Source organism: Dendrosporobacter quercicolus, from assembly GCF_900104455.1.
GTDB classification, from domain to species: Bacteria; Bacillota; Negativicutes; order DSM-1736; family Dendrosporobacteraceae; genus Dendrosporobacter; species Dendrosporobacter quercicolus.
On the sequence record NZ_FNHB01000005.1, the window covers coordinates 26,570 to 47,628 of the forward strand.

Annotated in this window: 19 protein-coding genes; 14 read left to right on the forward strand and 5 right to left on the reverse strand. The window is 50.9% G+C overall.

Annotation, left to right across the window (positions count from 1 at the left end; all coding sequences use genetic code 11):
* Positions 1-85: 85 nt before the first annotated feature.
* Positions 86-2,233, reverse strand: a complete 2,148-nt coding sequence (locus tag BLR06_RS10680; RefSeq protein WP_092072725.1) for a cell division FtsA domain-containing protein — start codon at positions 2,231-2,233, stop codon at positions 86-88.
* 493 nt (positions 2,234-2,726) lie between these two features.
* Here BLR06_RS10680 and BLR06_RS10685 point away from each other — a divergent pair, with 493 nt between their 5' ends.
* From BLR06_RS10685 to BLR06_RS10695, 3 genes are read left to right on the forward strand one after another with little or no spacing between them, the layout of a single operon-like run.
* The gene (locus BLR06_RS10685) at positions 2,727-3,458 is read left to right on the forward strand and encodes a DegV family protein (protein WP_092072728.1); all 732 of its coding nucleotides are present in this window, start codon (positions 2,727-2,729) and stop codon (positions 3,456-3,458) included.
* Positions 3,459-3,473: 15 nt separating this feature from the next.
* The gene (locus BLR06_RS10690; RefSeq protein ID WP_092072731.1) at positions 3,474-5,081 is read left to right on the forward strand and encodes a DAK2 domain-containing protein; all 1,608 of its coding nucleotides are present in this window, start codon (positions 3,474-3,476) and stop codon (positions 5,079-5,081) included.
* A 24-nt stretch (positions 5,082-5,105) separates the two neighbouring features.
* A complete protein-coding gene (locus BLR06_RS10695; protein WP_092072734.1) occupies positions 5,106-5,723 on the forward strand; it encodes a cyclodeaminase/cyclohydrolase family protein in 618 nt (205 codons plus the stop codon).
* A gap of 149 nt (positions 5,724-5,872) precedes the next feature.
* Here the strand turns inward: BLR06_RS10695 and BLR06_RS10700 are convergent, their stop codons facing one another.
* A complete protein-coding gene (locus BLR06_RS10700) occupies positions 5,873-8,044 on the reverse strand; it encodes a Tex family protein (protein WP_092073338.1) in 2,172 nt (723 codons plus the stop codon).
* 105 nt (positions 8,045-8,149) lie between these two features.
* Positions 8,150-9,151 (reverse strand): HD-GYP domain-containing protein, encoded by a 1,002-nt coding sequence (locus BLR06_RS10705; protein ID WP_092072737.1) that lies wholly within the window; start codon positions 9,149-9,151, stop codon positions 8,150-8,152.
* 174 nt (positions 9,152-9,325) lie between these two features.
* Here BLR06_RS10705 and BLR06_RS10710 point away from each other — a divergent pair, with 174 nt between their 5' ends.
* The 7 genes from BLR06_RS10710 (at position 9,326) to BLR06_RS10740 (ending at position 15,353) form a co-directional block, all read left to right on the forward strand.
* Complete coding sequence (locus tag BLR06_RS10710; RefSeq protein WP_092072740.1) at positions 9,326-11,029, forward strand: sensor histidine kinase; 1,704 nt, start codon at positions 9,326-9,328, stop codon at positions 11,027-11,029.
* The gene (locus BLR06_RS10715; protein WP_092072743.1) at positions 11,022-11,780 is read left to right on the forward strand and encodes a LytR/AlgR family response regulator transcription factor; all 759 of its coding nucleotides are present in this window, start codon (positions 11,022-11,024) and stop codon (positions 11,778-11,780) included. Before BLR06_RS10710 ends, BLR06_RS10715 begins: the two co-directional genes overlap by 8 nt.
* Before the next feature lie 308 nt (positions 11,781-12,088).
* Positions 12,089-12,286 carry a ferritin family protein gene (locus tag BLR06_RS10720; RefSeq protein WP_092072747.1) on the forward strand — a complete coding sequence of 66 codons (198 nt, stop codon included), beginning with the start codon at positions 12,089-12,091 and terminating at the stop codon, positions 12,284-12,286.
* A gap of 13 nt (positions 12,287-12,299) precedes the next feature.
* Complete coding sequence (locus tag BLR06_RS10725; protein WP_092072750.1) at positions 12,300-12,671, forward strand: spore coat protein; 372 nt, start codon at positions 12,300-12,302, stop codon at positions 12,669-12,671.
* Between the two features lie 262 nt (positions 12,672-12,933).
* Positions 12,934-13,365, forward strand: a complete 432-nt coding sequence (perR, locus tag BLR06_RS10730; protein ID WP_092072752.1) for a transcriptional regulator PerR — start codon at positions 12,934-12,936, stop codon at positions 13,363-13,365.
* 192 nt (positions 13,366-13,557) lie between these two features.
* Complete coding sequence (gene deoC, locus BLR06_RS10735) at positions 13,558-14,202, forward strand: deoxyribose-phosphate aldolase (protein WP_092072755.1); 645 nt, start codon at positions 13,558-13,560, stop codon at positions 14,200-14,202.
* A gap of 275 nt (positions 14,203-14,477) precedes the next feature.
* Positions 14,478-15,353, forward strand: coding sequence for a peptidase MA family metallohydrolase (locus tag BLR06_RS10740; RefSeq protein ID WP_092073341.1), 876 nt, complete (start codon positions 14,478-14,480; stop codon positions 15,351-15,353).
* Between the two features lie 58 nt (positions 15,354-15,411).
* Here BLR06_RS10740 and BLR06_RS19560 read toward each other — a convergent pair whose 3' ends face one another.
* On the reverse strand, positions 15,412-15,573 hold the full coding sequence (locus BLR06_RS19560) for a hypothetical protein (protein WP_173812899.1): 162 nt from the start codon (positions 15,571-15,573) through the stop codon (positions 15,412-15,414).
* Positions 15,574-15,842: 269 nt separating this feature from the next.
* Between BLR06_RS19560 and BLR06_RS10745 the strand changes: the two genes are divergently transcribed.
* From BLR06_RS10745 to rlmH, 4 genes are all read left to right on the forward strand, one after another.
* Complete coding sequence (locus tag BLR06_RS10745; RefSeq protein ID WP_092072758.1) at positions 15,843-17,186, forward strand: phosphomannomutase/phosphoglucomutase; 1,344 nt, start codon at positions 15,843-15,845, stop codon at positions 17,184-17,186.
* Between the two features lie 156 nt (positions 17,187-17,342).
* Complete coding sequence (locus BLR06_RS10750; RefSeq protein ID WP_092072761.1) at positions 17,343-18,140, forward strand: MBL fold metallo-hydrolase; 798 nt, start codon at positions 17,343-17,345, stop codon at positions 18,138-18,140.
* Between the two features lie 112 nt (positions 18,141-18,252).
* Positions 18,253-19,365: a S1C family serine protease gene (locus BLR06_RS10755; RefSeq protein WP_092073344.1), complete on the forward strand. Its 1,113-nt coding sequence runs from the start codon at positions 18,253-18,255 to the stop codon at positions 19,363-19,365.
* Positions 19,365-19,844 carry a 23S rRNA (pseudouridine(1915)-N(3))-methyltransferase RlmH gene (gene rlmH, locus BLR06_RS10760; protein ID WP_092072764.1) on the forward strand — a complete coding sequence of 160 codons (480 nt, stop codon included), beginning with the start codon at positions 19,365-19,367 and terminating at the stop codon, positions 19,842-19,844. Before BLR06_RS10755 ends, rlmH begins: the two co-directional genes overlap by 1 nt.
* A 196-nt stretch (positions 19,845-20,040) precedes the next feature.
* Here the strand turns inward: rlmH and BLR06_RS10765 are convergent, their stop codons facing one another.
* Complete coding sequence (locus BLR06_RS10765) at positions 20,041-20,928, reverse strand: LysR family transcriptional regulator (RefSeq protein WP_092072767.1); 888 nt, start codon at positions 20,926-20,928, stop codon at positions 20,041-20,043.
* Positions 20,929-21,059 lie beyond the last annotated feature (131 nt).

A 21,059-nucleotide genomic window follows, 5' to 3' on the forward strand; every position in this document is an offset into this window, starting at 1 on the left:
TGTCAGCTCTAAAACGGTAGGATAATGGCGGATAAGGAACCATCACTTTGCGCTTCGTTATTAAGCTGCCCATAGTTGCAAGGAGTTATTTACTGTGGCAATCATTATATTTGGTAATTAAAACCTCCAGCGAATCGCCATTTTTTACGATTGCCGTGTATTCAGCCGGCCGGCCGTTCAGTAAGATTTCCACTTTACTGGCCGCAGGAACGGTCCGGGGATTGAATTCAGCAGCCAGCAATACATCGCTGATCATCGGGGCAGGCTGTTCAATGCAGGAAAAAGTGATGTCGGCATGGTTAGGGGCGGTATCGCCGGGGGTGGCCGGCTGACCGTTTACCGTCAGGGAATAACGCCGTACCGGAACGGTGCAGGCGCTGTTGTTAAACAACAGGGAAATGTGGTCGCCGGCTTGTTCGGCAAGTCCCAGTAGCTCAGCCAGCGTCGGGTCGGGGCAGTCATGAATGATGATCTGATCGTTGGCGGCTATTGGGGCGTCAGCGGCTGCGGGCAGGCCGTTAATCGTTATGGGCGGGCTTACTTTATAATTACGGTCAGTGCCGTTAATATGATAAATATACTTTTGCGGAGCAGCGACAAAGCCGAGGGCTGCCAGCAGCTCGGCCAGGCAGGACGGAAAATGCCAGTTAAGCTGGTCACGGTCGGCCAGAGGGGAGGAAGCCGTTGCCGGTTGGTCATTGATGGTGACCACAGGAGCGATGACGTGGTTGCTGCCGTTAATGGTCAGCTGAAGCTCAGGCGGAAGGTCAAGGACATCCTTAACCGTTACCGCCGGATTTGTCCCGTCCTCGCCGCGCTGAGCCACCAGGGTATCGCCTTCGGCCAGCGGCAGGTCAAAGGCGGCAGCTGCGCCATTAAGCTCAAGCCGGCCCGGATTCCCCATAGTGCCGGCGATGAATTTGGTTTTTCCGTTGATTTTCAACGTCATGCCCAGGCCGGGTTTACCGTGCAGATTGCGGATATCAATACCGCCGGCCAGCAAAGCATCGGCGACCGTGAGGTTGCCAAGATTGAACAGGTGCAGCGGCTGACCGTTCAGGGTGACATTGACAAAATTAAGGGTGCGGCTGCCGGCCAGTTTTAATATGCCCAGCGGGGTTACTGCGTCCGGTGTTTGCAGGCAGGCCGGAATGTTTTCCAGGCCTTCGGCGCTATCCGGTTTACGGATGGCTACCCGGGCTGAAGGTATATCCAGGGCCTGGGCCAATGCTTCGGGCAGCAGCGGCGTCAGGGAACCGCCGCCTACCAGCAATACCGCCTGCGGCGTGGTTTGGTTGAGCTGCATTATTTGACCGGCAATGGCTTGGGCCAGTTCGGCGACATTGGGCGAAACCGCCTTAATGATTTCATTTGTCGCAACTTTATGTTCCATGCCAAGCACATCAGCAAAGCTGAGCTTTTTTTGTTTGCTGCTCAGTAGGCGTTTGATTTTTTCCGCCACATTGAAATCCAACAGATATTTTTGCGATATTGCTTCCGTAATTTCGTCGCCGGCGCAGGGCACCATGCCATAACCGATGACTGCGCCGCCCCGGGTGATGGCCACGTCGGAGGTTCCGGCGCCGACATCCACCAGTACCAGATTCAAATGACGCATCGTTGGGGGAATAAGCACGTTGATTGCGGCAATTGGCTCAAGGGTCAGGGCCGCCATTTCCAGTCCGGCGTCGTGCAAGGCCGATTGCATGGAATCAATGACTTGGCGCGGCAGAAAAGTTGCGATAACTTCAATACAAGCGGTTTTGCCTTTTTGACCAACCAAAGTTTTTAAATAGGTTCTGTCCAGACTAAAACTGACAATACTGTAACCCACGCAGTAATACTGGGTGGGGTCGGCTACGGCTTTGGAAGTGGCTAGTTTGTGCTGGGCGGCTTGAATGGCGGCAAGTTCCAGCGACCGTTCATCATCAGCGGTCAACAGGCCGCAAACTTCTATTTCGGCCGCCGTTTTGATGGTGCACAAAGCCCGCCCCGCGGCGGCAACGGCAACTTTGGTCAAGGGTCCACAGGTTTTTTCCAGGGAAGATTTGATAGCCGCTATCACATTGGCTACTTCAGGTACATCGTGAATTTGTCCGTCCAGCATGGCGCGGGTGTGGTGTTCCCGGCGTTCTGTAGCCAGCAGGCGCATGGCTCCGCCTGTTTGCTCACCAACCAGGCCGACTACGCTGCGGGTACCTATATCCAAGGCAAACAATATCTTCGTTTTCATGAGCGCTCCTTTTTCACTATGGTAAGTCAGCCGTGCAGGCTGTCTGATGAGGTGATGCAGGCGTTAGCACTGACGTTCTTTTTTGCAGGTATTAAATAGTACTTATTTCGCCGATAAATGCCAATATCCTTTGCACCGGCAGGCGATCATAAGGATATTGTACGATACTAGTGTCTTAACAAAGTTAAATCTTAGCTTAGCCAGCGTATCTTTTTTCGCACTGCTAGCGTTGTCGTCGCCTTACAAATTTCCGATCTGCGCGGCTCCTCCGCCTCGTAGGACGAAAAAATCCTCGCTAAATTATCTATTGTTTTAACACAGATGAGGTACTAGCAGGCAAGTTTGGCAAAATAAAGCATAATATTAATTGAAGCTGCACAAGGTAAGGGCAGAGGGGCCGGACGCTCTATATACTTGGCTAAGTAAGACATGATAAACTGGTACTGGCGTCATCTTCAGAGCTGACATGGCGCTGCGTTAGCAAAGGAGATTAATGATGCCTGAAATTCATGTGGTTATTGACAGTACGGCCAACATTCCGGCAGTTGATCTGGCGCAGCATTCCCCGGACTTCCCAGCCGTCCACCGGCGCCTTTATGACGGTATTGGAACACTCATCAGGGCCGGTCATGAGGTGCTTGTAATTACACTGGCCGAAGCGCTGAGCGGCACTGCCCAGGGGGCCAGAACGGCCGCTCAGATGTTAAACAGCCATAATATATATATTATTGATTCGGGGACAACGGCAATCGGCATCATTCATTTGGCTCAGGCCGCTTTAACTATGGCGGACAGCGGCAGTACCGCCGCCGCCATTGCGGCCAGGCTGCAGGCAATGGCGAGAGTTACGCACACTTTGTTTGCGCCGGCGACGCTTGAATATTTGTACAAAGGCGGGCGCATTGGCGGAGCAGCGGCATTGGTCGGCTCTATATTGCAGATAAAGCCGGTTTTGCATTTAGTCGGCGGCAAGGTTGCTGTGGTGGATAAGGTAAGAACGCGCGGCCGCGCCATTGAGCGGATGCTGGCTGAGTTAGCCCGGTATGACCGGCTGGCCCGGATTGGAATTGTCGAAACCGGAGCGTCTGCTGAGGCGGAGGCATTAAGCCGCCGAATCGGGGAACTATATCCTTACAGCGATATTACCATCAGCGGTATTGGCTCAGTGCTGGCCGCTCATCTTGGTCCGGGGCTGATTGGGTTGATTTTTCAGGAAGAATTATAGGTCAGGGGTGAATTTATGGGAGGCAGTAAGGAATTAATCACCGGCGGCGATTTACGGCGCATGTTTGCCGGAGCATATAATGCATTTCTGCTGGAACATGAACAAATTAACCGTCTCAATGTGTTTCCTGTGCCGGATGGCGATACCGGAACCAATATGCTGTTGACACTGGGGGCGGCGGCACGGGCTGTGGCTGAAGCGCCGGAACGGGGCATCGGGAGCTTGAGCAAGCGGGCGGCCGATAGCGCTATTATGGGCGCACGCGGTAATTCGGGCGTAATACTGGCGCAGATCTTTCGCGGTATTGCCCGGGGGCTGGCTGGTAAAGAGCAGGCCGGTTCCGCCGAGGTTGGCAAGGCTTTTCAATATGGTGTTCTATGTGCCTACCGTGCTGTCGCCAAGCCGGTGGAAGGCACAATTTTAACGGTTGCCAAGGGCATCGCCAAAGGAACCCGGCGGGCGGTAAGGGAGAAAGCTTCATTTAATGATATTTTAGAACAGGCCATTCAGGCCGGCCAAATTGAGCTTGAACGTACGCCGGAATTATTGCCGGCTTTAAAAGCGGCCGGGGTGGTCGACGCTGGCGGTAAAGGCTTGATTGTCTTTTTGCGCGGCTGTATGGAAGGGCTTGGCGGCGCCTACACCGGGCCGGAGGCCGGGATTGATCAAACACTGCGGGTGGTATTGCCGGCAATGGAGCCGTTGGACATCACCAGGCCTTATTGTACGGAGTTTATTATTAAAAATAATAAAATACCATTGGCCGAAGCCAAGCGGCTACTGGAAACAATGGGTGATTCGCTGGTTTTGGCTGAGGGAACGGAACTGCTGAAGGTTCACATTCACACCAATCATCCCGGTAAAATACTGGAATCAGCGATTACCTGGGGTACTTTACATAATATTAAGATTGACAATATGGCTGACCAGCATCGCAGCACACTGGAACCCGGTGCGGGGGAGAAAGCGCGGGTGGCTGTCATTAGCGTGGCGTCAGGAACAGGCATTGCGGAAATCATGCGCCAAATGGGCGCCGGTTTGGTTATTACCGGCACACAGACGATGAATCCTGCAGTGGAAGATTTTGTCGCCGCCATCCATCGTGGCCTGGCCGATCAGTACATCATTCTGCCGAATAACAGCAATATTCTGCTCGCCGCCGCTCAAGTCAAAAAGCTGGTCGGCGGCAAGGTCGAGGTAGTGCCGACCGTCAATATTCCTCAAGGTCTGGCTGCCTTGGTGGCGTTCGATCCGGAAAAAAGTCTGGCTGACAATGTAGAACTGATGAAGAACCGGCTGGCGGCAGTTCACGCCGCCGCGGTTACGATTGCGGTGCGGGATTGCATCGTTCAGGCCGGCCGCGTTGCGGTGGGGTCTTATATTGGTGTGATCAATGATGAAGTAACCGTGTTTGCCGCTACGCTGGAAGAAGTGCTGGCGCAGCTTTTACAAAAGATGCTGGGGCCGGAGCATGAAGTAATCAGCCTGTATTATGGCGCCGGTTTAACCCCGGAGCAGGCGCAGGGAGTTTTAGACGGGCTGACGGCCGCCCGGCCTGAAATTGCCATTGAACTATATCATGGGGGACAAAGCCATTATCATTTTATTATCAGTATTGAGTGATTCTGGCGGTGAGGAGAGCGGGAAATGAATAGTAGTCTGGTTGCTTTAACCGTTGACGGTTTTTTTGATAAAATGGCGCAAAATCCGCCGCCGGGAGGCGGCAGCGCCGCGGCGTTAGCCGGATTAATGGGCGTGAGCTTACTGGAGATGGCGTCGCGACAGCAGATCGCCGGCCCTGATTTAGCGGCCGTTCAGGCCGAACTGGCCGGTCTCCATCAATCGTTGAGCGGTCTGATTGACCGGGACGCCGCGGTATTGGCCGCAGTGCTGCCGCTGTTGTCCCAAGCTGACCTGACGGACAACGTTGCTGCAGGTCAGCTGGCTGACGCGGTTGAACAGGCGATTGCCGTGCCTTTGTCCATTGCCCGGAGCTGTGTTCGCGGATTGGAGCTGGCCCGGATTTTGCTGAATGGTGTTGCCGGGCATGTTGCGGGGGATTTGCTTATCGGGGCTTTGGCTTGTCAGCATGCCGTGACCGGCGCTCTGCTAATGGCGGCGGTCAATATACCGCTGTTGCCGGATGCCGCCGTCCAGGCCGGTTTCAGGACACAACTGCGGCTCATCGACAGCGCGGCTAAAGCGCTGATTGATGAGCTGCAAAGTGCGGTATACGCCAGAGAGCCGTACCGGTTTATGAAATGACATCAATCAGTTAACAGGGCTTGCAGCAAGAAAGCCTGTTAAACAAACCAAATAAGGCAATCCGGCAGCAGCCGGAAGCCGCAAACGCGGAGACAGGTCCCTTGTTTGCTTTTGCAAACAAGGGACCTGTCTCCGCGTTTCATATTTTGTTATTTGGGCAGTTGCTTTAAACTAAGGGCGATGCGGCTGCGGCCGGCATCAACATTAATCACCATAACATCAATAATATCACCTACGGCCAGAATATCAAGCGGATGCTTGAAGGGCTTGCTGCTTAGTTCCGAACGGTGAATCAGGCCGTTGATTTTTATACCGATATCAACAAACACACCGAAGTCGGTGACGTTGTGCACGGTACCCTTAACAATTGTGCCTGGTTTAATATCATCAAGTTTAACAATATTTTTGCGGGTAAGCGGAGCCGGCAGATCCTCCCGGGGATCACGGCCCGGTTTGGTCAGGGCGTCCAATATATCGCGCACTGTGGGCAGCCCGGCCTGAAGCTGGCCGGCTAATGCTTCGGCGGAAGCAGACTGGGCCTGAGCCTGAATTGATTTTAGTGTTTCCTTATTATTTAAATCGGCCGGGGTAAAGCCCAGTTTGGCCAGAATGCTTTCAGCCAGGGCATAGGATTCGGGGTGGACAGGCGTGTTATCCAAAGGGTTGGAAGCGGCCTGCAGCCGTAAGAAGCCGGCGCACTGGGTGAAGGCTGCGGGACCGAGACGGGGCACTTTCAGCAATTGAGACCGGCTGTGGAATGACCCGTTTACATCGCGGAAAGCCACAATGTTTTTCGCAACCGTCGTATTGATGCCGGCCACATGCTTGAGCAGCTCAATGGAAGCTGTGTTCAGTTCAACGCCAATATGATTCACTGCTGATTCTACCACAGCATCCAGTGTGCTGGTCAGCCCCTTTTGGTTAACGTCGTGCTGGTATTGGCCGACACCGATTGATTTGGGGTCAATCTTTACCAGCTCGGCCAGCGGGTCCTGGACACGGCGGGCGATGGAAACCGCCCCGCGCAGGGAAACATCTAACGCAGGCAGCTCATCCTTGGCCAGCCTGGATGCTGAATAGACTGAAGCGCCGGCCTCGTTAACAATAAGGTAACGTACCGCTAGGCTGTGGGTCTCAATCAGTCTGGCGACAAACTCCTCCGTCTCATAGGAGGCGGTGCCGTTGCCGATGGAGATCAGGGTTACGCCATATTGTTCAATCGCGCTGAGTACAGCAGCCGCTGCCCGCTGCTGCTGGCTGTCGCTCATGGCGATATATAATGTCCCGGTTGCAAGTACGGCTCCGGTTGGGCCTACGACCGCCATTTTGCAGCCTGTACGGTAGCCGGGGTCCAGTCCCATGATGGTATGACCGGCCAGCGGCGGCTGCAGCAGCAGTTGACGAAGGTTAAGGCCAAAAACCCGGATGGCCTGCGTTTCGGCATTTTCAGTCAGCAAGGCCCGGATTTCCCGCTCTAAGGCGGGAAACAACAAGCGTTTATAACCATCAGTCAGCGCAAGGTGAATACACTCGCTGAATATGGACTGACCGGTTATTGTTTGCCTGGTGATAAGGCCGATGTTATAGTCATGGTTTGCAGTCAGCTTCACTTTTAAAAGTTCTTTTTTCTCGCCTCTGTTCACAGCCAGTATCCGGTGGGAAGGCATACGCTTTACCGGTTCATGATAGTCCTGGTAGGTTAGAAATTCTTTACCGGCGGTTTCATCTGTGGCCAGTTCGGTGCTGATTTCGGCAGTCTGCCACAGCTGTTTGCGGATCAGTGCGCGGATGCCGGCTTGTTCGCATACTGTCTCGGCAATGATATCCAGGGCGCCGGCCAGGGCCAGTTCGGCAGAATCCACCTCTTTGGCGGGGTCTATGTATTGAGCGGCAAAGTCGAGGGGATCGCCGGACATAATTTCCTGCTTTAACATGACCGCCGCCAGTGGTTCCAAACCTTTTTCCCGGGCGATTTGGGCCCGGGTCCGTTTTTTAGGACGGTAAGGGAGATATAAATCTTCCAGCTCCTGCAGCTTAGTCGTGGCATTGATGGCCTGAGACAGCTCAGGCGTAAGCTTGCCCTGCTCCTGGATGCTGGCGAGGATATCCTCTTGCCGTTTTACAAAATTCCGCAGATACTGCAGACGTTCTTCAATGGTGCGAATATGCTCTTCATTCAGTTCACCGGTAACCTCTTTACGGTAACGGGCGATAAAAGGGACGGTGTTGCCGTCGTCAAGCAATTGAACGGTTGCCGCAACCTGCCTGGGCTTAATGCTTAGTTCGCGGGCGATATTCGCCGGTATTTCATGAATTTGCATCAGTTCACCAACTTCTTCATTTTTCAATTTCCTATTATAACATATCCGGCAGGCTTTTAGCCAAAACCGGCCTGCTCCGAATAAGGCGGCGTCCCGATCGAATGCTTATTCTTTAATTAATTCGGTTATGGTGATGGCAGGCTTATGCAGCAAATTGATTTCGACCGGCTGTTCGCCGGCAATGGCTCTGACCAGAGGGCGCAGGGGGAACTGCGCATGGTTTTTAATGACATAACCGGACTGGCCGGTGCTTAAGCGGACAAAGCTGCCAACCGGATACAAGGCAATGGTATGGAAAAAAGCCCGCAGCAGGTTTAAGTCGAAAACGGTGTTGCCCTGGCTGAGCATGGTTTCAATGATTTCCTGCCGGGCTATATCAGTGGTCAGCGTAGAGCGCAGGGCATTATCGTAATAATTGGCGATAGCGACAAGCCGGGCCAGCGGATGAATGGACTTGCCGCTCAGCCGGGCCGGCAGGCCTGTGCCGTCATAGGCTTCGTGATGCTCGGCGGCAATCCGGCAAATATCATGACTTTGTCCGGCGGTTAACAAAAGATTGTACCCCTGGCGGGCATGGGAATCCGGCTGATTGCCGCAGGCGGCTGACTTGCCGATATCGTGCAAAAGAGCGCCCATCGCCAGCTGGCGCAGTACCGGCCGGGGAAGCTTTAAATAAATACCGGTGACCAGCGACAGCAGGCAGACATTAATGGCATGATTTGCTTCGTCCGTACTGGGATAACGAATTTTGAGGTTGATCAAGTTTTCTTCATGACTGGCAACTTCCGTAATTGCGGTATCGGCGGCAGCCGCTATTCCGGCAAAGTGCCGGTTGCGGAGATTGGCGTTTATTATGTCGTTGAACTTCATATTAAACAGGGTTCGAAAGTAGACGGCCAGCTTGGAGCGTAACTGGGGCGATACAGCGTCAATTTTTAAGGCGTCGGCGGTCGAGTCTTCAATCCAAAGGGCCCTGATGCCCAGCTTTTTCAACCGCTCAATATAGGATTCCGTCAGCGTGATGCCTTTTTCCAACAATAAATTGCCATAGTCATCAAACAGATCCTGCGCCAGAACCATGCCGGGAACCGCATTTGCAATATGCATAAACAACCTCCCAAGCTTTTTTTTGAAAAAAACGCGGCAACACGAATATAACTATGTTGTCAAATGGTTTATAATGGTGATAAATAAGGCGGAGTCATCATTCGGGGAATTTGACGAAGGTCTGCCGCCTGGTCAAACCAGAGAACATATTTTCATTTTAACGAGGTGCTTGTGATGAGTCAACCTTTGCTGCTGGAAATGATCGAACGAATGAGTGTTGCCGCAACGATGGCCTTTATTTTATCGCAAACCAGGATCTTTCGCCGGATTATTTATCGCCAGGTGTTGTTTGAGGAACGGGTTATGCTTGCTGTTATTTTTGGGCTGATCGGCATTATGGGTACTTATGCCGGCATTCCGGTCAATGATGCCCTGGCAAATTCCCGGGTCATCGGCGTTATGGCCGCCGGGCTGATCGGCGGACGGCTGATGGGTGTGTCGGCGGGATTGATTGCCGGGGGGCATCGTTACTTTCTGGGTGGTTTTACGGCGTTTTCCTGCGCCTTGGCCAGTGTTTGCGAAGGATTTCTAGCCGGTGAAATTCACCGGCGCTATCCGGAAAAACCCATTCCCTGGTGGATTGGCCTGGCGGGCGGCCTGGCGGGGGAAGCACTGCAAATGGTCATTATTTTACTTACCGCCAAACCGTATGAGATGGCCTTCGCGCTTGTTGCGCAGATTGCCTTTCCCATGACCATTGTAAATTCAATTGGCATTGCCGTGGTTCTGGTCATTATCAAGACAGCAATCGATGTGCAGCAGCGGGCTGGAGCGGAACAGTCGCAAAAGGCACTGGAAATTGCCAGCAAAACTCTGCCATATTTAAGGCGGGGGCTTGACAGTGAGTCGGCCAAAGCCGCCGCTGATATTATTTTTGCCGCCGGAGGCTATGGGGCGGTTGCAATCACCGATGAAGCGCAGGTGCTTTCCTGCGTCGGGGCCGGAGCCGAGCATCACAGCGGGCGGAACAATTCCTTAACCAAAGCCACGCGCAACGTGCTGTCCGGCGGCCAGTTCTATATCGCCCAGACAGCGTTTGATATCGGCTGCTCTTGTCCAACCTGCACCCTGGCCAGCGCGATTATCGTGCCGCTGAAACGGGCTGAAACTGTGATTGGAACACTCAAGCTTTACTACACCCGGCCTAATGCCATTGGCCCGGCTGATATTACGTTTGCTACCGGGTTAGCTCATTTATTCTCAACGCAGCTGGAATTAACCGAGATTGACCGTCAGGCCAAGCTGGCGGCCCGGGCTGAGCTAAAAGCCCTGCAGGCCCAAATTAACCCGCATTTTCTCTTTAACACCTTAAATACGATAACCTCGCTTATTCGCACCAAACCCGATTTGGCCAGAGAGCTTCTATTAAAGCTGGGATCAATCTTCCGCTTCACTTTGCATAAAATCGATCATAATATTACGCTGGCGGAGGAGTTGACCCAGGTGCGTTCTTATCTGGCGATTGAAAAAGCCCGTTATGGCGAGAAGCTTAAGGTAATTGAGGATATTGAGCCGGCGGTATTAAAGTATCTCATTCCTTCACTGACCATTCAGCCGATTGCTGAAAATGCCATTAAGCATGGTTTGCAGCCGAAGGAGGCCGGCGGAACAATCACTGTCCGGGCTGTTGAAACGGCCAATTATGTGCAAATCGATATTATCGATGACGGTGTTGGCATCGACTTAACGCAAGGGCATCCTTTGCAGCTTAAGGCGGCTTGTTCCGAACGGATTGGCCTGACCAATGTTCACGAGCGCCTGCGTGGTCAGTTTGGCGTTAATTTTGGGTTAGAGCTTGACAGCATACCCGGCAATGGAACCAGCATCAGAATGCGGCTGCCGAAATTATTAAATGAGGAGCGGATTGCCAGTGCTTAAAGTTTTGGTTGTTGATGATGAGGCCCCGGCCCGGGATGAACTGAAATATTTGCTGTCCATGGAAGCCGGCATTGCGGCGCCGGAGGAAGCTGACGGCGGCTGCGCCGCTGTCGGGCTTGCCGCCCGGCTTAAACCCAATGTTGTGTTTATCGATGTTGACATGCATGGCATGAACGGGCTGGAAACAGCGGCAATTATCCGGGCGGTTGCTCCGGAGGCTTTAATTGTATTTGCCACAGCGTATGATGAATATGCATTGAAAGCTTTTGAGATCGGGGCAGTTGATTATTTGCTGAAGCCTTTTGAACAGGAGCGCGTCCACACTACCGTTGAAAGACTGAAGAATTACTGTCCGGAAGAATGGCGGGAGGCGGCCGGGCGGGTTGACGAAGCCTTAGGGTTTACTAAAGTCCAGGTCAAAAAGCTGCCGGTTGAAAACAAAGGCAAGATCGTTATGGTCAATTACAGTGAAATTATCTATGCTTATGCCCAGGCCGGCGAGGTCCTGGTAGTCGCCGGCGGGGGAACTTACAGCTATTCCGGCACCTTAACTGAGCTGCAGGAACGGCTGGAGGGTACGAATATGGTAAGAGTGCATAAAAGCTATATTGTGAATATGGATAAAGTTCAGGAGGTTATTCCCTGGTTTAAAGGCACTTATTGGTTAAAGGTTGAAAACTGCCCGGGAGCGGAGATTCCGGTAAGCAAAAGTCATATCAAAGAGCTGAAAAATATTTTAGGGCTGCGTTAGCAGTGTAGGCATGGTAGTTGAAGCCGTCCGGGCAGCGCCCGGATAATTTTTTTCTGGTGGTGCTTTTTCAAGACATATAAAATTATCCAGTGGTACAAACTAATACAGGTTAGTACCGTGCGTCACCCAAACGTTTGGCCTTAGCATGCGGTCTTTTTTCGCCCTGCTTCTCCGCCTCGCAGGGCAAAAAAATCCTCTCATCCTAATCTCAAAATTTAAGTGACGCCGGTACTGTTAGCCTGCGACCTTAAGCTTCTCCGCCCAAGGCGGGTTGGCCGGGTTGTCTAAAGCTGAAAGGAGGGATTCTCATGCTAACACAAAAAGAATTACTGCATCTGGAAGATTTTCTCGGCGCTGAACAAAGTTGTGTGAAGACACTAAACCATTTGTCCAGTACGATTCAGGACAACCAGTGCAAACAATTGTTTCAGCAATTTGCGCAAAAAAATCAGCAGCATTTCCAGACAGTGAGCCAGCATCTCAGCGCTGGTCAAAAATTACAATAAAGAGGTGATTGGTATGGCTCAACAAGGACAACAACAAGGACAGCAACAAGGACAACAGCAGGGACAACAACAAGGACAGCAGCAAGGACAGCAGCAGGGTCAAGGCGTCCAGTTTTCGGATCAGGATGTTCTGCAGCTGGCCTTAAGTCAGACGAAAATGATGGCGGCATCGCTCAATACTTATATTTTAGAAGCAGCTGACGAGCAATTGCGGCGCGACTACATGACTGTGCTGGGCGACGTATATAATCAGCAAAAACAAATTTTTGATGTTATGCAGCAAAAGGGCTACTATAATGTGCAAAACGCCTCACCACAGGCGATTAGCCAGGTCAAAAACAAGTTTAGCGGTCAAGGTCAGCAAGGCAGTCAGCAGATGCAATAAACCCTTATTCCGTCTACTGCCAGGCCGACCGGATTTCTATTCGCAGTGTTTGTAAAGTCCCGCGAAGCTACGCTTCCGCGGGACTTTTATTTGGTAATTGGTTAAATTTATATTTAAGAAAATCTTGACATTCATTTTAAAATTCAGTAAAATAAAATTTGAAATAGTTAATAATTATTTTCTATAACTTATGCTTTCCCATTAATCTTAAATTTAAATTGATTGGCGCTAGAAATGACTAAACACAAAGTGAGGGTTAGTTATGTACGAACAAAATGTTACCGCTTTGTTACGGGACCGGGGCTTCAAAGTAACGCCGCAGCGGCTTGCCATTTACAGCGTATTGGCGGCAACCAGATCTCATCCCAGTGCGGAGATGATTTTTAGCGAATTGCAGCCTCATTATCCGACAATGAGTCTGGCGACTGTCTATAAAACAATTGAAATCCTGAAGGAAATCGGTTTGGTGCAGATTCTGAATGTTGGTGAAGACAGCTTCCGTTACGATGCAAGAACGCATAATCATCCGCATGTCCGCTGTATGAAATGCAATCGGGTTGATGATCTGGAAGACGTCGATTCCAACGAATTTATTGATCGTGTCGCCGGCAGTACGGCTTATCGCATCACCGGTCAGCAGTTTTATTTTTATGGCATTTGTCCGGAATGCCAGTCGGCTGAGAAAAATCATTAATTTAGGCTATGGTCATGAGCTGTACAGCAATTGCTGTACAGCTTTTTTATTTGAAGGCAATTTTTATTTTCCCGCTTTGGCTGTTTTACAGGAATAAATAAACCCCGGCGAGAATAACATGATTAACTGAATTTAAGCTGCTGCCGAACGCTGTTTGCAGTTGGCGGTCAAAGTACAATGAGGTGAACAATGATGAAATTAAATGAATATATTGACCATACTCTCCTAAAGCCTGACGCTACTGCTGATATGATCCGCCGGCTGTGTGAGGAAGCAGTTGCCCACCAGTTTGCCGCTGTTTGCATCAACCCCTGTTATCTTGAGCTTGCCGTTCACTTATTGGCGGGAACGGGCGTCAAGATTGCTACTGTCATTGGGTTTCCACTGGGGGCAACCCTGCCGGCGGTAAAAGCATTTGAGGCCGGCGAGGCTGTTTTGCGTAAAGCCGATGAATTGGACATGGTCATTCAGCTTGGAGCGGCTAAGCTTGGCTTGTGGCAGGCGGTTACTGATGAAATCAGACAGGTGGTGCGGGCCGCGCAGGACAGTAAAGTCAAAGTCATTGTTGAGACGGGATTATTAACCGAAGAGGAGAAGAAGCGGGCCTGTCAGGCTGTGCTGTCAGGCGGCGCTGCTTTTATCAAGACTTCGACCGGTTTCGGCCCGGGCGGGGCCACGGAAGCGGATATCCGGCTGTTCAGGTCTATTGCCGGCGATCAGCTCGGCATTAAAGCCTCCGCCGGCATCCGGACCAGGCTGCAGGCTGAAGCAATGATTACCGCCGGTGCTGACAGGCTAGGAACAAGCGCCGGTGTGGCGATCGTAGCCGGACATTAAGTTTACATAAAATACCGCTGGGCTTAGCCCCGAGCCTGTGCTATACTGATATAGTACCAGTGCTGACTGGCGAAATGCCTGCCGGTATGTTTTCGGACAATAACCTGGCTGTTTTGCAAAAACATAGGGTTTTGTTAAGTCGCGCTAAACTGGTACGCCAATTGATGAAAAGCTTCAAAGAGGTTCAGATGCGGTGCGCAGATGAGCCTTTTGTTATGCCGGGCGTTTCTAAACCTCGCGCCAGCGGTTTTATTTTAGAAAGGAGGTGCGGCGTTATGCGAATGATGAATCATAGCGAGGCAACTACGGTAACCGTCCTGATCGTACTGGCTGTTGTTGTATTTGTTTTCATTCAAGTACCGGCGCGGCCTCAAATGCTGCTATATCCGCTGGTACGGCAGGGAGCCCAGGCTAAATTGAACTATGAAACCAGGGATATGGCGGAATTTGAAACTGAACATTTTATCATCAGATATACGCCGGCCGATGCCGGGAATGTTGCAATGGTGGTCAAAGCTGCGGAACAGGCGTATCAGCCGGTAACCAGCAGCTTAGGATTTGAGCCGAAGAAAAAAACGCTTATTTTAATGTATCCTGATAAAAATGAACTGCGCAAGGCTTTTGGCTGGTCCAGCAATGAGAGTGCAATGGGTGTATACTGGGGCGGCGTTATTCAATTGTTGTCGCCGCAGGCTTGGCTGAAGGATACTGCATCGGTTGACGAATTTATCCGGACCGGCCCCATGGTGCATGAATTTACTCATTTGGTCTTTGACCATGTAACCAATGGCAATTACTCCCGCTGGTTTACCGAAGGTCTGGCCCAGTATGTTGAATACCGGGTAAATCATTACGAGTGGGTAGTGCCGGGGAATACGTTACATCAGCCGCTTTATACGATGGAGCAGTTAAATGGCGATTTTGACGGCTTGGCTAATCAAGCCCTGGCTTACCGGCAATCGCTGGCTGTTGTACGCTATATTGCCGAAGTGCATGGCGAGGCCAAGCTGAAGCAGGTCATTGACGGCCTGAAAGCGGGGCAAACAACGGAACGAGCGATTCGTACGGCCCTGGAAATGGATGATGACCATTTTGACGCGGCTTGGCGCGACTGGGCTTACGCCAATATGGCGAATCACGGACCGAACTAAAAGAGATATACAGTTTAGCGCTGTATATCTCTTTTGCGTTTGGTCGCCATTACCGGGCTCAGTCTTCTTTGACGGTTTCGTGGATTTTGGCAAGGGTATCAATTATTTGCTGGTTTTGCTGAATGATCAGTTCCTGATTGCGGATACCGGTTTTCATTACTTCTCTGCTTTCCGTCATTTCGTGCAATAAGGCCTTTACGATTTTATCAATATTCGGCATGAAGAACCTCCTCAAGGTTAATGTATCGACAATATTGCGTAGCCGGTGTTGCCTTTTATACTTTGGCGGAGCGGATGGTTTGGCGGATTTCTTAGATTGCGCCGGTTTGCTTTTGGGCACAACAACACCCTCCTTAGAACTTTGGTTTTACTATATCTTATGACAGAGGATGATCAGGGGGTACTATCGCTTCGCCGGCTATAACTTGTATTATTTTGCCGCGGCGTGCTACAATAAATAGTATGTGTAATAGATTGGAAGGTGTACAGATGAGCATATTTCATGCCTGTGATATTCGCGGCATTGCCGGAACTGAACTGACTGACGAAGTGGCTGTCCGGATCGCCAGGGCGGTTGGCGTTAAACTTAGTGGGCGGCAAGTGGTTGTCGGCGGAGATATCCGCCTTTCCACTCCCCGGCTGCAGCAAATCATGATTGACGGATTGGTGCGTTCGGGGTGCCAGGTAATCAATATTGGCACTGTGGCTACACCGGTATTTTATTTCGCGCAAAAAATAACCGGAGCGACCGGCGGAGTGATGGTTACGGCTTCCCATAATCCGGCCGCCTATAACGGTTTTAAACTGGTGTTGGAGGCTCAGCCGGTCAGTGAGGCGGATATTGCCGAAATTGCCGGACTGGCCCGGCGCAATATTGGCGTTGAAAAAAGCGGCGCTCTCCAGGAGCTGCCGGTGATCGAGGATTATCTGGCCTATACGGCGGGGCAGGCTAAACCAGGCAATATGAAAATTGTCATTGACGCCGGCAATGGTGCGACTGCCGGGATTGCTCCGGCATTGTACCGGCAGGCCGGCTTTGAGGTGATCGAATTGTTTTGCGAGCCGGACGGGAATTTCCCCAACCGGCCGCCCAATCCGGCTTTGCCGGAAAACCTTGCTGCTTTGCGTGAAAAAGTGCTGGAAACGGGTGCGGCGCTGGGAATCGCTTTTGACGGTGACGGCGACCGGGTTGGGTTTGTCGATGAAACCGGCCGTGCTGTGGATAACGACGATATTCTGGTGTTATTGGCGCGCAATTATCTGGAGCAGCAGGCCGGACCGATTATTTATGATGCCAAGTGCTCCATGGTCGTGCCTGAGCAGATTGCGGCGGCCGGCGGCCGGCCGGTGATGGCCCGGGCCGGTCATACCTTCAGCAAGTCCGCCTTTTTACGGGAACAGGCGCTCTTTGCCGGGGAAATCAGCGGACATTTTTTCTTTTCCGAACTGGGCTATGATGACGGTATGTTTGCCGGGCTGAAAATATGCGAGTATTTAGCCGCTCATGGTCCGCTGGCGGCCTTAATTGATGAGATTCCCAACTATTTGCTTACTCCGGAAGTGCGGGTAAGGTATGAGGCTGCGGATAAGGAGGCTGTTCTGGCTGAGGTTGCCGAACGGTTGAAGCATCTAACCCCCAACTTAATTGACGGGGTACGGATCGAGTTTGACGACGGCTGGGGCATGATTAGAGCTTCGGTAACCGAGCCGCTGTTTACCCTGAGATTTGAGGCTAAATCCCCTGAACGCCTGAGGGCCATTGCCAATCTGCTGCTGGCTGCGCTGCCGGACAGAGTCAAAACCAGGGTACTTGCCCAACTGCCGGAAATGTAAATGTTTTGCCTGCCGTTATGGGTAGAGCAAGGCGCCTTTTGGCGTTAACAATCCGGATGGCGGAAAGTTATCCGCTGACTGGCAGATAAAAGGATTTAGCGTTGCAAGGTCGAAATGAACATAGTCATTTGTCAACAAAAAAGGAGCACATTTCTGATGCAAGTTCACGTTTTGGCAAGCGGTAGCACCGGCAATGCCACTTTTATTGAAATGGGTCAAACCAAGCTGCTGGTTGATGCCGGAATAAGCGCCAGACGCATCAAAGCCGGACTGGCAACTTTAGGCACAGCCATTGAGGAACTTAATGGTATTCTAATTACCCATGAACACCGTGATCATATTAACGGGCTGCCTACGCTTACAAAAAAATATAAAACGCCGGTATATGCCAATGAAGACACCTTTGATGCCATGTATTGCCGGAAACTCCTGCCCGATTGCTGCTGCAATATAATCACCGCCGGATTGGATATCGGAACGGTTAAGGTTGAACCGTTCCGCATTTCCCATGATGCGGCCGATCCGGTAGGGTATAGTATGTTTTACCGGAGCAGCAAATGCAGTGTGGCGACTGATCTGGGCTTTGTGACTGAAACGGTCAAGAAAGCGATTGCTTATTCAGATGTCCTGGTATTTGAAGCCAATCATGACGTTGACTTGTTAAAAAACGGCTCATATCCCTGGCATCTGAAACGCCGGATTATGAGCAACCGCGGGCATCTGTCCAATATTGACGCTGGCTGGACTCTGGCCCGAATGGCCAGGAGTAAGCCTGCCAAAGTTTTTTTGGCGCATTTAAGTCAGGAGAATAATCGTCCGGAAATTGCCGAAACTACGGTTCGAGACATTTTATCCGAGCAAAGCTGCGAGCTTGAGGTTGACATTGATGTCAGGCTGACTTATCCTGATCGTATAGCCGGCTTTATTGCCGATCAGACTACTGTTGCAGTTTAATAAACAGTCAACTGCGTGTTAGGTCACCTGGCAGTGGAGTGCTATCATTTGGATAAGAACTGAGACAAGTGGAGAACGAATCCCATGTCATGTTATAAGGAGGATGACAATGATGCAACCAGCGTATAAAAAAATGGCTCCCTATTTGATTGTTTTACTTATCGGGACACTGCTAGGCGGTTTGATTGCCGGCTGCTCCGGCAACCAACTGGCTAAACCGGCGCCGAAAAATGTTTCCTTCATTCCCAATTTACAACAGCCTGCTCAGGCCGATTCTCTCTCAGATGCGCGCAATACGCCTGTGGTACGGGCAGCGCAAACCGTCAGCCCGGCGGTGGTCGGGATTACCAACAAGGCGTATGCGCGGGATTATTTTAACCGCAAGGTGCTTGTGGAGCAGGGCACTGGCTCCGGCGTTATCTTTGATGTCAACGGCTATATTGTAACAAACTACCATGTTGTGGAGAACTCTCAGGAATTGGTTGTCTCGCTGGCCGATGGGCGGACTTTCCCGGGCAAGGTGCTCGGCTCCGATCCGGCTACCGACCTGGCTGTGGTCAAGGTGGAGGCAAGCGATTTGCCTGTGGCGGTGCTGGGTGATTCCAACGGCCTGATGGTTGGAGAACCGGCGATTGCCATTGGCAATCCGCTGGGACTGGAGTTTCAGGGCAGTGTAACGGCCGGCGTAATTAGCGCGTTGAACCGTTCGCTGGAGATTGGTGAACGCAAATTTCAGCTGATTCAGACAGATGCCGCCATTAATCCGGGCAATTCCGGCGGAGCCCTGGTGAATGCCGACGGGGTCGTCATTGGCATTAACAGCGCTAAAATTTCGGTTGCCGGGGTGGAAGGGATTGGATTTTCCATCCCCATTAACACAGCCCGGCCAATCATCCAGTCAATTATTGAAAAAGGCCGGGTTATACGGGCCTATCTTGGGGTAGGCATTCTTGATAAAGCCAGCGCCGCCCAATATGGCTATGAGCTGCGGATTGACCGCGGCGTATATGTCGCGCAGGTCGCCCAGGGCGGACCGGCGGCGAAAGCCGGAATCCGCGAGGGCGATATCATTTACAAAGTGGCCGGCATTGAGACAAACAGCGTTGCCGATTTGCGGGCGGCGGTTGATGCGCAGTCTATTGGCGCCAATGCTGAAGTAGTGATTGGACGCAGTGGGAAAACGCAAACGGTGAACGTATTGCTGGAAGAAATGCCTGCCGAGTAATGAAAATAACCATTGTTGCAGCAGGCAAGATCAAAGAGAAATATTTGTCAGCCGGAATCGCTGAATTTACCAAACGCCTGACCCCTTATTGCCGGCTGAACGTCATTGAAATTGATGAAGAAAAAATGCCGGAAACCCCATCGGCCGCCGAAAAAGCAAAAGCGCTCGCCAGGGAAGGCGAGCGCCTGCTGAAGCAAGTCCCCGGCGACAGCTATCTCATCGTACTGGACGTAGCCGGGCCAGCCGCCTCATCGGAAGAACTTGCCGCCAAATTCAGCCAGCTGGCCTTAAACGGCCAAAGCAATATCACCTTTGCCGTCGGCGGCGCTTTCGGCCTGTCGCCCGACATTAAAAGTGCCGCCAGGGAAACCCTGTCTTTTTCCAAAATGACCTTTACCCACCAGATGATCAGACTGCTCCTGGTTGAGCAGATCTACCGGGCGTTTAAGATTAACCGGGGCGAACCGTACCACTGGTAGTGAGAAAAATAGTATGGAAAACCCCTTTGAGGCTGGAAGATCAGCTTCAAAGGGGTTTCTTTTTTGTAAAAATGGGTCAGGAACAATCGGTTTAACACTGAGCTAATATGAGCGTTCATGAGAAAAAACAAATCCAAATCAGCGCTGCTTGTTCCTCTTCCTTTTCTTCTTGTTTACATGACCTTATAATTCTTGTCTAGTTTAGGGTATCCGGTCCATTCTGAATGATATATTCCCGAAACTGAAGCGCTGCTTTTGAAAAGTATCGCTTCTCCTTCCAGGCAAGATAAATAAAGTTTTTAAAGTCAAAATCCACAATTTTTATTAAAACAAACGACAAATTCGGTATATACCTGCTCGGTGCTGGAAAAAAGGCTACGCCAAACCCGGCAGCTACTAAGTTAACAAGTCCCTGAGCGCTGTCACTTTTACATATAACCTTTGGGACAATTCCTCTTTGGAGACACATGGAATAACAGAATTCCTGAATACTATGATCCGCATTTAGGGTAATGAAAGACTCTCCGGCCAGTTCCTGGAGAGAAACAGTATGCCGATTAGCTAAACGATGCACGGAAGGCACCGCCAGAAAAATATCTTTCTCCACCAAGGGAATGCAAACGACGTCTGGCCGTACAATTTTCTTAATCACAAAAATGAAATCAACTTCTCCGTTTTCCAGTAAACTCAATTTGGCATTCTCATCAGTTGTCTGGGTAAGCTGAAAATTTACTTTTGGATGAAGTTGGGCAAAGGAAGCTAAGAGGTCACAAAAATGCTTGTTCATAGCGGTAGAAGCAAAAGATACATAGCCAAATTCGCTTCCTGACAGATCGTCAATCTCCTGGCGTGCTGCCTCAAGTTCATTCAGTGCTCGGGTTGCCCTCATCAATAATACTTTTCCGAATTCGTTCAACACAATATTTCGACCGGCTCGGTTAAACAATGGAACGCCTACATCTGCTTCCAAGCGAGCGATGGTTGCACTAAGAGCAGGTTGCGCAATTTGTAAGATTTGCGCAGCCTTTGTCATGTGTTCAAGTTTGGCCACCGCCTGAAAGTATTTCAACTGCAATAAATCCATAGGAGTCTCCTTTGAATAATACACAATTTGTTATGATTTAATTATAAAATATGTACTAGTATTTATCAATTTTTCATTTTATAATTAAGCAATAAATTAACAATGATAATCATTATTAATTTATTGCTTAA

Bases quoted from the DNA above. Each gene is read 5' to 3' on its own strand.
- BLR06_RS10705 (WP_092072737.1), bottom strand. From the start codon at position 9,151: ATGCATATTGCAAATGCGGTTCCCGGCATGGTTCTGGCGCAGGATCTG.
- BLR06_RS10745 (WP_092072758.1), top strand. From the start codon at position 15,843: ATGAGCATATTTCATGCCTGTGATATTCGCGGCATTGCCGGAACTGAA.
- BLR06_RS10720 (WP_092072747.1), top strand. From the start codon at position 12,089: ATGCTAACACAAAAAGAATTACTGCATCTGGAAGATTTTCTCGGCGCT.
- BLR06_RS10685 (WP_092072728.1), top strand. From the start codon at position 2,727: ATGATGCCTGAAATTCATGTGGTTATTGACAGTACGGCCAACATTCCG.
- rlmH (WP_092072764.1), top strand. From the start codon at position 19,365: ATGAAAATAACCATTGTTGCAGCAGGCAAGATCAAAGAGAAATATTTG.
- BLR06_RS10740 (WP_092073341.1), top strand. From the start codon at position 14,478: ATGCGAATGATGAATCATAGCGAGGCAACTACGGTAACCGTCCTGATC.
- BLR06_RS10695 (WP_092072734.1), top strand. From the start codon at position 5,106: ATGAATAGTAGTCTGGTTGCTTTAACCGTTGACGGTTTTTTTGATAAA.
- BLR06_RS10690 (WP_092072731.1), top strand. From the start codon at position 3,474: ATGGGAGGCAGTAAGGAATTAATCACCGGCGGCGATTTACGGCGCATG.
- BLR06_RS10765 (WP_092072767.1), bottom strand. From the start codon at position 20,928: ATGGATTTATTGCAGTTGAAATACTTTCAGGCGGTGGCCAAACTTGAA.
- BLR06_RS10710 (WP_092072740.1), top strand. From the start codon at position 9,326: ATGAGTCAACCTTTGCTGCTGGAAATGATCGAACGAATGAGTGTTGCC.
- BLR06_RS10755 (WP_092073344.1), top strand. From the start codon at position 18,253: ATGCAACCAGCGTATAAAAAAATGGCTCCCTATTTGATTGTTTTACTT.
- deoC (WP_092072755.1), top strand. From the start codon at position 13,558: ATGAAATTAAATGAATATATTGACCATACTCTCCTAAAGCCTGACGCT.
- BLR06_RS10700 (WP_092073338.1), bottom strand. From the start codon at position 8,044: ATGCAAATTCATGAAATACCGGCGAATATCGCCCGCGAACTAAGCATT.
- perR (WP_092072752.1), top strand. From the start codon at position 12,934: ATGTACGAACAAAATGTTACCGCTTTGTTACGGGACCGGGGCTTCAAA.
- BLR06_RS10750 (WP_092072761.1), top strand. From the start codon at position 17,343: ATGCAAGTTCACGTTTTGGCAAGCGGTAGCACCGGCAATGCCACTTTT.
- BLR06_RS10725 (WP_092072750.1), top strand. From the start codon at position 12,300: ATGGCTCAACAAGGACAACAACAAGGACAGCAACAAGGACAACAGCAG.
- BLR06_RS10680 (WP_092072725.1), bottom strand. From the start codon at position 2,233: ATGAAAACGAAGATATTGTTTGCCTTGGATATAGGTACCCGCAGCGTA.
- BLR06_RS19560 (WP_173812899.1), bottom strand. From the start codon at position 15,573: ATGCCGAATATTGATAAAATCGTAAAGGCCTTATTGCACGAAATGACG.